This window comes from Massilia violaceinigra (assembly GCF_002752675.1).
Taxonomy (GTDB): domain Bacteria; phylum Pseudomonadota; class Gammaproteobacteria; order Burkholderiales; family Burkholderiaceae_D; genus Telluria_A; species Telluria_A violaceinigra.
This window is the reverse complement of the sequence record NZ_CP024608.1, coordinates 6,407,308-6,419,227: the sequence shown is the minus strand read 5'-3', so window position 1 is coordinate 6,419,227 and position 11,920 is coordinate 6,407,308. Positions and strand designations below refer to the sequence as shown.

At 65.0% G+C, this 11,920-nt stretch carries 10 protein-coding genes; 9 read left to right on the top strand and 1 reads right to left on the bottom strand.

Annotation, left to right across the window (positions count from 1 at the left end):
- Window position 1 precedes the first annotated feature (1 nt).
- Genes cobM through CR152_RS27505 form a run of 5 tightly spaced genes read left to right on the top strand, consistent with a single transcriptional unit; the run spans window position 2 to window position 4,796 of the window.
- The gene (gene cobM, locus CR152_RS27525) at window positions 2–784 is read left to right on the top strand and encodes a precorrin-4 C(11)-methyltransferase (RefSeq protein WP_099880315.1); all 783 of its coding nucleotides are present in this window, start codon (window positions 2–4) and stop codon (window positions 782–784) included.
- A complete protein-coding gene (locus CR152_RS27520) occupies window positions 781–1,536 on the top strand; it encodes a cobalamin biosynthesis protein (protein WP_099880313.1) in 756 nt (251 codons plus the stop codon). Before cobM ends, CR152_RS27520 begins: the two co-directional genes overlap by 4 nt.
- Window positions 1,536–3,089 (top strand): precorrin-3B C(17)-methyltransferase, encoded by a 1,554-nt coding sequence (gene cobJ / locus CR152_RS27515; RefSeq protein WP_099880312.1) that lies wholly within the window; start codon window positions 1,536–1,538, stop codon window positions 3,087–3,089. Before CR152_RS27520 ends, cobJ begins: the two co-directional genes overlap by 1 nt.
- A complete protein-coding gene (locus tag CR152_RS27510; protein ID WP_099880310.1) occupies window positions 3,086–4,189 on the top strand; it encodes a CobW family GTP-binding protein in 1,104 nt (367 codons plus the stop codon). Before cobJ ends, CR152_RS27510 begins: the two co-directional genes overlap by 4 nt.
- A gap of 34 nt (window positions 4,190–4,223) precedes the next feature.
- The gene (locus tag CR152_RS27505; RefSeq protein WP_099880309.1) at window positions 4,224–4,796 is read left to right on the top strand and encodes a HupE/UreJ family protein; all 573 of its coding nucleotides are present in this window, start codon (window positions 4,224–4,226) and stop codon (window positions 4,794–4,796) included.
- Here CR152_RS27505 and CR152_RS27500 read toward each other — a convergent pair.
- Window positions 4,793–5,509, bottom strand: a complete 717-nt coding sequence (locus CR152_RS27500; RefSeq protein WP_099880307.1) for a hypothetical protein — start codon at window positions 5,507–5,509, stop codon at window positions 4,793–4,795. The two genes, CR152_RS27505 and CR152_RS27500, sit on opposite strands and share 4 nt — an antisense overlap.
- Window positions 5,510–6,200: 691 nt before the next feature.
- Between CR152_RS27500 and kaiC the strand changes: the two genes are divergently transcribed.
- Genes kaiC through CR152_RS27480 form a run of 4 tightly spaced genes read left to right on the top strand, consistent with a single transcriptional unit; the run spans window position 6,201 to window position 11,855 of the window.
- Window positions 6,201–7,946, top strand: a complete 1,746-nt coding sequence (kaiC, locus tag CR152_RS27495; RefSeq protein WP_099880306.1) for a circadian clock protein KaiC — start codon at window positions 6,201–6,203, stop codon at window positions 7,944–7,946.
- Window positions 7,943–8,236, top strand: coding sequence for a circadian clock KaiB family protein (locus tag CR152_RS27490; protein WP_099880304.1), 294 nt, complete (start codon window positions 7,943–7,945; stop codon window positions 8,234–8,236). Before kaiC ends, CR152_RS27490 begins: the two co-directional genes overlap by 4 nt.
- Window positions 8,233–10,980 carry an EAL domain-containing protein gene (locus CR152_RS27485; protein WP_167399959.1) on the top strand — a complete coding sequence of 916 codons (2,748 nt, stop codon included), beginning with the start codon at window positions 8,233–8,235 and terminating at the stop codon, window positions 10,978–10,980. The genes CR152_RS27490 and CR152_RS27485 overlap by 4 nt, the downstream gene beginning before the upstream one ends.
- Complete coding sequence (locus tag CR152_RS27480; RefSeq protein ID WP_099880303.1) at window positions 10,977–11,855, top strand: substrate-binding periplasmic protein; 879 nt, start codon at window positions 10,977–10,979, stop codon at window positions 11,853–11,855. Before CR152_RS27485 ends, CR152_RS27480 begins: the two co-directional genes overlap by 4 nt.
- Window positions 11,856–11,920: the final 65 nt, after the last annotated feature.

The window sequence follows — 11,920 nt, the reverse complement described above, 5'->3', positions numbered from 1 at the left end:
GATGAAAGTGTACTTCGTAGGAGCGGGCCCCGGCGCCGCCGATTTGATCACCCTGCGCGGCGCGCGCCTGCTCGGCAGTGTCGACATGGTGCTGTACGCCGGCTCGCTGGTGCCCACCGGGATGCTGACGCACTGCCGGCCCGATGCCGAGATCATTGACACCGCCAAGCTCGATCTGGAGCAGCAGCAGGCCTGCTACGTGCGCGCTCAGGAAAATGACATCGACGTGGTGCGCCTGCACTCGGGCGACCCGGCCATCTACGGAGCCACCGCCGAACAGATGCGCCGTCTCGACGCGCTGGGCATCGCGTATGAAGTGGTGCCGGGCGTGTCGTCGTTTACGGCAGCGGCAGCGGCCATCAGCGCCGAACTGACCAAGCCGGAAGTGTCGCAGAGCGTGATCCTCACGCGCGTGTCGGGCCGCGCGTCGGCCGTACCGGAACTCGAATCGATCGCGCGCCTGGCCGAACACCGCGCCACCATGTGCATCTTCCTGTCCGGACCGCACCTGAAAAAGATCGTCGGCGACCTGTCGCTGCACTATCCGCAGGAAACGCCGGTGCGCCTGGTCTACCGCGCCACCTGGCCGGAACAGAAAATCTACCAGGGCACGCTCGGTACGGTGCTGGAAGATACCAAACGCGGCGAATGGAACCTGACCACCATGATGCTGGTCGGCGCGGCGCTCGACAAGGACGTCGCCGTCGAATCGAGCCTGTACTCGAAGGACTTCACGCACCTGTTCAGGGTCGTCAAGAAGAACAAGGCGGAGGCGGCGTCGTGAACGTAGCGCCGGCCATCTGGCTGGTGCGCGCGCATGGCGAGGAGCTGGCGGCGGTGCTGCAAGCGGCGCTGGGAGCCGAGGTGTATCGCCCTTGGCTCCACGATGGCGTCAGCCACAAGGCGCAGTTCGGCGAATGCTACCGCCGCCACGCGCAGTGGATCGTGATCGGCGCGACCGGCATTGCGGTGCGCTTTCTGGACGGCTTGCCGATTGATAAACATACCGACCCGGCGGTCGTGGTGCTGGACGAAGCGGGGCGCTTTGCCGTGTCGCTGCTGGCCGGGCATGAAGGCGGCGCGAATGCGCTGGCCTACACGGTCGCGCGGCTGGTTGGGGCAACCCCGGTGGTAACCACCGCCACCGAGGCGTTGAAGCCGCTGGTGGCCGGCATCGGCTGCCGCAAGGGCGTGCCGGCCGAGCGGATCGAAGCGGCGCTGCGCCATGCGCTGGGCGCGCGCAGCATTGAAGAAGTGCGCGAGGTGGCGACCGTGGACCTGAAAGCGAATGAACCTGGCCTGCTGGAGTTTTGCAGCCGGCATGGGCTGCCGCTGCGCGTGTTCGCGCGCGCCACGCTGGCGGCGCGCCCGTGGGTCAGCGTGCCGTCGGACTGGGTGCGCAGCAATGTGGGATTGGATGGCGTGTGCGAACCGTGCGCGCTGGTGGCCAGCCCGCGCGGCGCGCTGCTGGTGCCGAAAACGTGCCTGGACGGCGTGGCCGTCGCGGTGGTTGAAGATAAATGGATGGAGATCTGATGAGTGGTGTACTGAATCTGGTGTCGGTGGGTCCCGGTTACGAGGACCTGATCGCACCGCGCGCGATTGCGGCGCTGAAGGACAGCGACGTGATCGTGGCGTATGAGCTGTATTTGCGCTGGATCATGCCGCATGTCGAGGGCAAGGAGATCCATACGCCGCCGCTGACGCAGGAGCGCGAGCGCGCCTTGCTGGCGATTGAAAAAGCTCGTGGCGGCGCGCGCGTGTCGCTCATTTCCAGCGGCGACATCGGCATTTACGCGATGGCGGCGCTGGCCTACGAAGAGATGAGCGAGATTGATACCTACCAGGTCAACCTGATCCCGGGGATCACGTCGGCCAACGCCTGCGCCTCGCTGCTTGGCTCCCCGCTGTCGCACGACTTTGCCACGCTCAGTCTGTCGGACTTGCTGTGCCCCTGGGAGTGGATCGAGCACCGCGCGCGCCACATCGCCCAGGCCGACCTGGCCTGCGTGATGTACAACGTGCAAAGCGCCAGCCGCCAGCAGGGCGTGTACCGCGTGCTCCAGCTGATGCTCGAATCGAAGGCGCCGCATACCCTGTGCGGCGTGGTCAAGAACGCATACCGCCCGGGGCAGGAAGTGAGCATCCACCGGCTCGACGAGTTGCCGTCGCTGCAGTTCGACATGCTCACCACCATCGTGGTCGGCAACCGCTTCACCCAGCGCAAGCGCGGCCAGATCTTTACGCCGCGCGGCTACAACGACTGGGATGCAAAGGCGGACAGCACGCTGCCGCAGCGCCAGGAACTGCCCGATGGCGGCGTGTGGGTGTTTTCCGGCACCAGCGACGGCAATGCGCTGGCGGCGCGGCTGGCAAGCGGCCAATCGCGCCCCGTGGTGGTGTCGGCGGCAACCGACCATGGCGGCGACGTGGCGATCAAGGCCTGTCCCGGCGCCACCGTCTGGGCTGGGCGGCAGGGCATCGAGGCGCGGCGCCAGGCGCTGGTGGCCAGCGGCGCAAAGGTATTGGTGGACGCCACCCATCCTTACGCGACCAGCATGTCGGAGCAGCTGATCGGCCTGTCGCGCGAACTGGGCATCCCTTACCTGCGCTATGAACGGCCCAGCAGTTTCAGTGCGCTTGATGGCACCTGGTGCGCCTCGCCCCAGGAAGCTGCCCAACGCGCCATTGCGCTGGGCAAGCGCATCTTCCTTTCAACCGGATCGAAAGACCTGGCGACGTTCGTGCAGGCCGAGGGCGCCGCCGACCGCCAGTGGTTCGCGCGCTTGACGGCCGAACCGGAATTCATCGAGCGCGCGGTGGCGCTGGGCGTGGCGCGCGAGCGCATCTGCGCCATGCAGGGGCCGTTCTCCGCGGATTTCAACATGGCCTTGTGGCGCGACTGGCACATCGACTGCGTGGTGACCAAGGATTCAGGCGACGCCGGCGGCTACGCGTCCAAGGTGCATGCCGCAAAAGCCCTCGGCATCCCCCTGCTGGTGATTGGCCGCCCGCCAGTCGACTATCCGGCCATGTGCGGCAGCGCGGATGACCTCATCGCGCAGCTGGCGGCACTGGACCTGGCATGAAGCAGCTGATTCCCGTCACGATCGTGACCGGCTTTCTGGGCTCGGGCAAAACAACCCTGCTGCGCAGCCTGATCGAAAAGCGCCAGAGCCGCCGCCTGGCACTGCTGATCAACGAGTTCGGCGAAATTTCGATCGACGGCGCGCTGGTGCGCGGCGAGGCGGGTGTCGACGACCAGGTGCGGGTCCACGATTTTCCGTATGGGCTGATTGCCTATGGCGATGACGAACTGTTTTTGCCGACCATGCAGGCCATCGCCGCGCGCCGTGCGAACGTCGACCACGTGCTGATCGAAACGTCCGGCCTGGCGCTGCCGACCGCCATCATGGAGATGCTGCAAAGCCCTGAACTGGCCGAGGACTTTATCCTCGACGCCACGCTGGCCGTGGTCGATACGCCGCTGCTGCTGTCGGACCAGTTCGAGACCGGCACGGGCAGCGACGCCGCGGCCACCGTGTTCGGGCAGCAGCTCGAATTTGCGGACGTGGTGGTGCTTAACAAGATCGATGAGCTGGACGACGACGCGCTGCTGCTGGCCGAAACACGCGTGCGCGAGCGCGCGCCCAAGGTGCGTTTCCTGGAACTGGCGCACAAGGCCCAACTCGATATCCGCCTCGCGCTCGGCCTGCGCCTGCACCAGCCGACCCGCACCGAGCATGCGCACAGCTACACGCCGCTGGCCACCATGCCCGGTCCCGGCGCCGGCGTGCTGGCCGAGCAGGGGCGCCTGAACGGGCATGCGCATTCGGGCCTGGCCGCGCACTCGCACGGGCTGGCCACGCACAAGCATTTTCACGAGCAGGACCCGGGCTGGCTGTCGTTCGTGCTGCGCAGCGATGCGCCGCAAAGCGCCGACAAGGTGCGCCACGCCTTGCAGGAGGCGGTGCGGCTCGAACCAGTGTTGCGCAGCAAGGGTTTTATTCGCACCAGCGAGACCGGTCAGGCGGTGCTGGTGCAGGGCGTGCGTTCGCGCGTGATGATCAGTGTCGACGCGGTGCGCCCGGCGGCGCGCCGCTCGGAACTGGTGATCATCGGTTACCACGCCAGCCGCACGCGCGTTGCGGCGGTACTGTCGGAACTGACCGGAACCGCGTGGCGATAAACCATTCATTCATTTTTCTATCTTGGAGCTTCACATGCAATCGACATTCATCCGTACCCTGGCGCTGGCGCCCTTGTTCTACTGCGGCGCGGCGCTGGCCCATCCCGGTCATGACGGCGGCCTGCTGGCCGGCCTGGCGCATCCGTTTTCGGGACTGGACCACATGCTGGCCGCAGTCGCCGTCGGCATCTGGGCCGCGCAGCTGGGCGGCCGCGCCAAATGGCTGCTGCCAGCGAGTTTCATCGCCTTGCTTGGCGCCGGCGGCATGATGGGCATGGCCGGCGTGGGCATCGCCGCGCTGGAAAGCGCGATTATCGCGTCGGTGCTGGTGCTCGGCCTGTCGATCGCCTTCCAGGTCAAGCCGATGCCGGCGGCCGGCGCATTGATGGTCGGTGCATTCGCGGTCGTTCACGGCCTGGCGCACGGCGCCGAAATGCCGGCGTCGGGCAGCGCCGGGATGTATTTCATGGGCATCCTGGCGGCGAGCGCCATGCTGCTGGCCGGTGGCATGCTGGCTGGCGCCGTGATGCGCCGGCAGCAGGCATGGCTGCGTGGCGCCGGCGCGCTGATCGCCTTGGGCGGCGTCTGGATCGGCGCCGCTTTTTAAGCAGGCTGCGCGTCCGCTGCGCTCATTCCCATGGCCAGCGGGCCGCGTCCGCACAGGGCAATGTCCCAGTGCTGCGTTTTCAGGGTGGGAAACAGGGCGGCGCCCGCCAGAACCAGGCGGCTCGTCGCTTTCCATAGCGGTGCCGGGATGTCGGCATCCATGCCGGCCTGTTTCCACGCCGCGCGCAGGATGTGCGGGCCGTGCGCCGACATGGCCACGGTGACCCGCAGGCCGCCATGGCGGTGCGGCGATGTCAGTTCCTGCAGCAGGTAGCCGCGCGCGCATGGCAGTTCAATCAACTGCACCAGATCGGCCAGCGCAATCAGCGCGCCGTTGCCGAGCACCGCTGCATCGCTGCTTTTTTCGTAACTGATCGCTGAAAATGTCTCCGCGCCACCGTCGCCGCACGCCGGCACGAACAGCAGCGGATAGACCGCCGCGTCGCCCAGGTAGCGGCGCGCATCGGCCGCGCCTTGCAGGGACCGCACGCCGTCCAGCGCGCGGCCGGCGCAATTGAACAGGGCGGCCGTGCGCGGGCAGGGCAGGCTGTTGGCCAACATCGCGCTGTGAAACGCAATCTGGTCGGGGGCGCAGGCGCGCTGCTGCACCGGCGCGCGCCGGGGTTGCTCGGGGTGCAACACCCGCTGCACGAGGTCGTGCGCCTGCGCGAACACGCTTTTATGTGCTTCGATGGCCAGGCCGATGTAGGACATGCCGTTCCCCTTGCTGTGCTCGCAGTCGCGATCTGTGGAAATTGTGGAGCCACAATATTTCTTTGGATCAATGTACCGCGAACAATCTGCAACGAGCATGAGCTAAACCAATGTTTGCGCCGCCAGTGCGAAAACCCCACACCGCAACACATGGCGTCCCGATCGAGGCCCGAATGCGAATAAACCACGGTATTCATCAGTAACTGGTTTCGCTACCCGATAACTCCATTGATCTGAAAGCATCCGCTTCCTACATTAAATTTTGGCGCTTAATGATATTAGTAAAAGGTTGGTAGTTTTATTATTTCAACCACCGGTATCCGACAGCACCGAAGCCCGCATGCCTTATGCCGATGGCAATGCGACATTGCTGGCGCCACGGTCGGATTTCATGATCCCGGAACTCGTGCGGTGCGCGCCCCTCCTCTTGAAAACAGCCTGTTGTGGCGGCGGTTGTACAAAGTTCCGCAATTCATCGTTATGGCAATTTTCGGAATTTATTCATGCTATAGTTTATCGGCAATGTGTCTCCGAAAGCTGTCATGGCATTTCGCAACGCGTCCTCCGGATTCCAAGCATATTGGACCGAAAATGATTCGTAATTGAATTGTTGGGTTGACATTGCGGTGCCACCCCGCGTCGTTCATCGGCGCTGGGACTGAGATGCATTTCTCAAAGGAGAGAGCCTGCCATGAAGCACGCGCCAGTGTCGCCACCGCAGCCAGATGCCTCCAAGGCACGCTCCGGCATTACCGGACTCGATGAGATGACCGGCGGCGGCTTGCCGCGCGGCCGCACGACGCTGCTGGCCGGCGGTCCCGGCTCCGGCAAGACCGTGGTGTCGCTGCAGTTCCTGGTCAACGGCGCCCGCGAGTGCGACGAGCCGGGCATCTTTGTCGCCTTCGAGGAATCGGCGCAACGCATCGCGGCCAATGCGCAAGGCTTCGGCTGGGGAATCGACGAATTACAGAAAAATAATCAGCTCTGCTTCCTCGATGCGCAGCCCGCGCCCGACCTGGTCCTGTCCGGCAGTTTCGATTTAAGCGGCATGCTGGCGGTGCTGGACGGGCAGGTCAAGGCACTGAAGGCCAAACGGGTGGTCGTCGACGCGCTCGATATCGTGCTGGCGCTGCTGCCCGATCCCATGTCGAAGCGGCGCGAGATTTATCGGCTGCACGACTGGCTGCTGGCGAATGGCTTGACGGCCATAATCACGGCCAAGGCCGGCGGCGATGCGACAGGCGCGATGCTCGAGCAGACGCTCGGGTTCATGCAATTCATGGTCGACTGCTCGATTCTGCTCAATCATGGCGTGGTGCTTGGCGTGTCACAGCGCAATATCCGGATTCAGAAATACCGGGGCGCCGTGTTCGACGAGAACGAGTCGCCTTTCTTGATCAGCAAGAAGGGTTTCGAAGTGGCGGTCGCGCGCACCCTGGGCCGGCTCGACACGCTGGTCTCGAGCGAGCGGGTGTCGAGCGGCGTGGAGCGCCTCGATACCATGCTGGGCGGCGGCTATTACCGCGGCGCGAGCGTGCTCATCACCGGTTTTCCCGGCACCGCCAAGACCACCCTGAGCGGTGCATTCGCCGAGGCTGCCTGTCAGCGCGGCGAGCGCACGATGTTCGTCAGCTTCGATTCCGACGGTTCCGAGGTCGTGCGCAATCTCAATTCGGTGGGCATCCGGCTCGCACCCTACCTCGAGAGCGGCGTGCTGCGCATCATCTCGGCGCGCACCATCACCGGCAGCGCCGAAACCTACCTGGGGCGCATCAAGGCGCTGGCCGAGGAACACGAGGCGCGCTGCCTGGTCATCGATCCGGTGTCGACCCTGTCGAAGTCGGGTAACGAACTGACCGCGCACAACGTCGCCGAGCGCCTGATCGACTGGTCCAAGGGGGCCGGCACCACGCTCGTGTGCACCAGCCTGCTCGACGAAATGGCGACCCAGAGCGAGGGCGGCTCGCCGCTGCAGATATCGACCCTGGCCGACACCTGGATTCACCTGAACTACCTGGTCCAGGGCGGAGAGCGCAATCGCGGCATGTCGATCATCAAGTCGCGCGGAACCTCGCATTCGAACCAGGTGCGCGAACTGATCCTGAGCGACAAGGGCGTCACCCTGGCCGACACCTATACCGCCGGCGGCGAAGTGCTGATGGGCACGATGCGCTGGGAAAAGGAGAGTGCGGAGCGGGTGGCCGCCGAAGTGGCCGAGGCGGCCGCCAGGCTCAAGAAAGTCCGGCTCGACGCCGAGGAAGCCGAGCTGGAAGTGCGGGTCAAGTCCCTGCAGGCCGAACTGATCGCCAAGCAGGCCGAGAAAATCCTGCTCGCCAGCACCACCGAGGGCCGGGCCCGCGAACTGACGCGCGGGCGCAGCGAGATGGCCGAACTGCGCGGGGCCGACGCCGCCCATCCGCGGCCCGGTGCGGCATGAGCCAGTCCAAGCCCATTTTCATATTCCGCCTGTATGTGGCGGGGGAAGCCCATAATTCGGTGCTGGCCCGGGCCAACTTGCGCGCCTTGTGCGAAACTTATTTGCCCGAGCAGCATCAGATCGAGGTGCTGGACGTCTTTCGCGAACCGAAGCGGGCGCTGGAGGATGCCATCTTCATGACCCCGACCCTGATCAAGCTCGCCCCCGCCAGCGTCAGCCGCATCGTCGGCACGCTGAGCCAGACCCAGTCGGTCCTGCTGGCCCTCGGGCTCGATGGCCATCTGCCATGAGCACCAGCCTGGAATTGGAGACAGGGTACGGCGAGGTGACCGACCTGATCGCTGCGCTGCATGCCAACGTGGCCCGCCTGGAGGAATTGACCGGCGGCGAAATCGATACCATCACCGACCCCCACGGGCAGCCCTTCCTGCTGCGCCGCGCCCAGGCGCAGGTGCGCCTGAACGATGCCAGCCGGCTCGATGCGATCCTCAATTCGCTGCCCGCCTACATCGCCATCCTCGACGCCGATGGCGTCATCATGTCGGTCAACCAGGCCTGGGCGGCATACGACACGCCGCTGGCCCTTGCCGCCGCAGCCGGTCCGGGCCATGCGGTCGGCACCAACGTCCTCGAGCAATGCGCGCTGGTCGTCGGCGAAGGCGCCGACCAGGCGCGCCAGGTGGCCGACGGCATCGGCCAGGTGCTCAACGGCCGCACCCGCCATTGGTCGTTCGAGTATGCGTGCAGGACGGCCGGCATCCAGTCATGGCTGCTGCTCACCGTCACCCCGCTGGCCGACAAGAACCTGCACGGCGTGGTCGTGATGTACATGGATGTGAGCGAGCGCAAGCGGGGCGAGGACGAGTTGCGGCGCTTTCGCACGGCGATGGATTGCACCGATGATGCGATTTTCCTGGTCAACTGCACCAGCATGCGCTTTGTCGAATTGAATGCCGCGGCCAGCAGGATGCTCGGCTATTCGCGCGAGGAACTGCTGGGCATGGGCCCGTGCGATATTACCGCCGAGTCGACCTGGCCCGAGATGGCGCTGCTGTACGAACGGCTCATGGCCAACAGCGGCAGCAGCCTGTCGGACGAGATGGCGCTGATCCGCAAGGATGGCTCGCAGGTGCAGGTCGAGTTTCACCGGCAAGCCCTGGCGTCGGGGCCGGACTGGATCATCGTGGCCGTGGTGCGCGATATCAGCGAGCGCAAGGAGGCGGCGCTGCGCCTGCAGTACCAGGCCCATCACGACGGACTCACCGGTCTGCCGAACCGCACCCTGTTCTACGATACCCTGACCCGCACGCTGCACCAGGCCACCCAGCATGACTGGACGGTCGCGGTGCTGTTTCTCGATCTCGACAACTTCAAGACCGTCAACGATACGCTGGGCCACGGCGTGGGCGACGACCTGCTGGTCCAGTTCGCCAATCGCCTGTTGGGCTGCGTGCGCGCGCGCGACACGGTCGGGCGCCTGGGCGGCGACGAATTCGGCGTGATCCTGGTGATGCAGGATGAACTGAACGATGCCGCCGGCGTGGCCGGCAAGATCCGCGAAGTGCTGCGCGTGCCGTTCGTGCTGGGCCAGCATGAACTGAACGTGACGGCCAGTATCGGCATCACCATGCACCCGCTCGACGCCAGCCAGCCCGACGAACTGATCAAGTACGCCGATACCGCGATGTACCGTGCCAAGCAGGCCGGACGCGACACCTTCCGCTTTTTCACGGCGCAGATGAATGTCGAGGTGCTGGCCCGGCTCGATCTGGAGAAAGCCTTGCGCAGGGCCTTCGAGAATGGCGAATTTGTCCTGCATTACCAGCCCAAGGTCGCGCTCGACAGCGGCTGCGTGGCCGGCCTGGAAGCCTTGCTGCGCTGGGAGCGGCCGGGCTATGGCTTGATCGGGCCGGACATGTTCATCGCCTCGCTCGAAGAAACCGGACTTATCTTGAAGGTCGGCAGCTGGGTCATCGATGAAGCTTGCCGCCAGATCGGTCAATGGCTGCGCTCGCCCGTGGGGCCGATGCAGGTATCGGTCAATGTGGCGGGCCGCCAGCTGGCCGAGGGCGACGTCGATGGCGATGTCATCGCCGCGCTGGAACGGCACGGCGTGCCGCCCGAGCTGCTGGAGCTGGAACTGACGGAAAGCTCCCTGATGGTCAATACGGAACGCACGATCAAGACGCTCAAGGACCTGAAATGGCACGGCGTGCAGATTTCGATCGATGACTTCGGCACCGGCTATTCGAGCCTGGCCTACCTGCGCCGCTTCCCGATCGACAAACTGAAAATCGACATCGCCTTTATCCGCGAAGTGACCAGCAATCCGGACGACGCCGCCATCGTGCAGGCGATCCTGGGCATGGCCCACAGCCTGAAACTGCACGTCATCGCCGAAGGCGTCGAGACGGCCGCCCAGCTCGCCTTTTTGAAACGCAATCGCTGCGACCAGGTGCAGGGCTATTTCTTCAGCCGGCCGCTGGCGCTGCCGGAGCTGGAGGCGCTGCTGCTCAACGCGCGCCAGATGCAGCTGCCGGCACCGGCAATCCTGCCCTACCGCAAGACCTTGCTGCTGGTCGACGACGACGCCCACGTCCTGTCATCCTTGCGGCGCCTGCTGCGCGACGACGGCTACCATATCCTGTGCGCCGGCTCGGCCGCCGAGGGGTTCGACCTGCTGGCGCAGCACTGCGTGCAGGTGATTATCTGCGACCAGCGCATGCCGGACATGAGCGGCACCGAATTCTTCGATCGGGTCAAGGAAATGTACCAGGACAGTTTTCGTATCGTCCTGTCGGGCTACACCGACCTTGACTCCATCATGAAGGCCGTGAACAAGGGCGCGATCTACCGTTTTTATACCAAGCCATGGGATAACGCAGTGCTGCGCGCGGACTTGCGCGAGGCATTCCGGCACTACGGCCTGTTGCATAACATCGACCTGGGCGACAACCATTGCGCCTGTCCCGCGGGTGACAGGTTGCCGGAGACTGCCGCGCAACTGCCTGAAACGCAGAGCCGGCCGGCGTGAGTGACGCCGCGGGTGCGCCTGCCCGGGAAAAAACGGCGGTCCTGGTCAAGCGTCGCATGCGATGCATCTCAGGCCGGAGCGGCTGGCGCCAGTTGGCCGCCGCCGTGGCGCTCAAGGGCGTGATGGCCTGTTTGCTGTGCGGGCCGGGCGCGGCCGCCCATGCCGCGGGCGCGCTCACGCTGTATGCCCTGGAGTGGGCTCCGTACAGCTGGCAATCCGCCAGCGGCGGCAAGATGGGCGGCATTGCGGTCGATATCGTCGATGAACTTATGCGGCGCGCCGGCGTGCGGATCGGCTCGGTCGACATGGTTCCCTGGGCCCGTGGTCTGGCACTGACTGCCGCTACCCCGGATACCTGTCAGCTCATGGTGGGCAGAACACCGGAACGCGAGAAAAAATTCAAGTGGATCGGTCCGATCGGCCACAGCCGCTGGATGTTTTTTGGTCTGCGCGACAGCAAGATCACATTACGCCAACTGCACGATGCCCGCCCTTATCTGGTTGGCACGATCATCGACGATCTTTCCATCCCCATCCTCAACGCCAATAACATTCGTGTCTCGGAAGTCGCCGCAGACCGTCTTAACCCGCCAAAATTACTCAGGCGCCGGATCGATCTGTGGGCAAGCGCCGAGCTGCCAGCCCGGTATCTGATGCGCGATCTGGGACTGACCGACGTCGAACCGCTGCTTACGTTCGCCACCATCCCCATGTTCGTTGCGTGCAATACCAGCATGCGCGATAGCGAGGTGGCCCGGCTCAATGGCATCATCAGGGCCATGATCGCCGATAAGAGCATCGAGCGGATTTATCATGCCTATGGGTTCAAAAGCGCGGCGCCGGCAATGCCGGAACGGCAACGCCAGGCCCCGTAGTCCCAGCCCCGGGACGCCGTGGCCCGGTCCGGCGTGTTAAGCTTGGAGCCCGGATAAGACCTGCA

Excerpts from the sequence above, each read along its gene's own strand:
- cobM (WP_099880315.1), top strand. The coding sequence starts at position 2 with ATGAAAGTGTACTTCGTAGGAGCGGGCCCCGGCGCCGCCGATTTGATC.
- cobJ (WP_099880312.1), top strand. The coding sequence starts at position 1,536 with ATGAGTGGTGTACTGAATCTGGTGTCGGTGGGTCCCGGTTACGAGGAC.
- CR152_RS27510 (WP_099880310.1), top strand. The coding sequence starts at position 3,086 with ATGAAGCAGCTGATTCCCGTCACGATCGTGACCGGCTTTCTGGGCTCG.
- CR152_RS27505 (WP_099880309.1), top strand. The coding sequence starts at position 4,224 with ATGCAATCGACATTCATCCGTACCCTGGCGCTGGCGCCCTTGTTCTAC.
- CR152_RS27500 (WP_099880307.1), bottom strand. The coding sequence starts at position 5,509 with ATGTCCTACATCGGCCTGGCCATCGAAGCACATAAAAGCGTGTTCGCG.
- kaiC (WP_099880306.1), top strand. The coding sequence starts at position 6,201 with ATGAAGCACGCGCCAGTGTCGCCACCGCAGCCAGATGCCTCCAAGGCA.
- CR152_RS27490 (WP_099880304.1), top strand. The coding sequence starts at position 7,943 with ATGAGCCAGTCCAAGCCCATTTTCATATTCCGCCTGTATGTGGCGGGG.
- CR152_RS27485 (WP_167399959.1), top strand. The coding sequence starts at position 8,233 with ATGAGCACCAGCCTGGAATTGGAGACAGGGTACGGCGAGGTGACCGAC.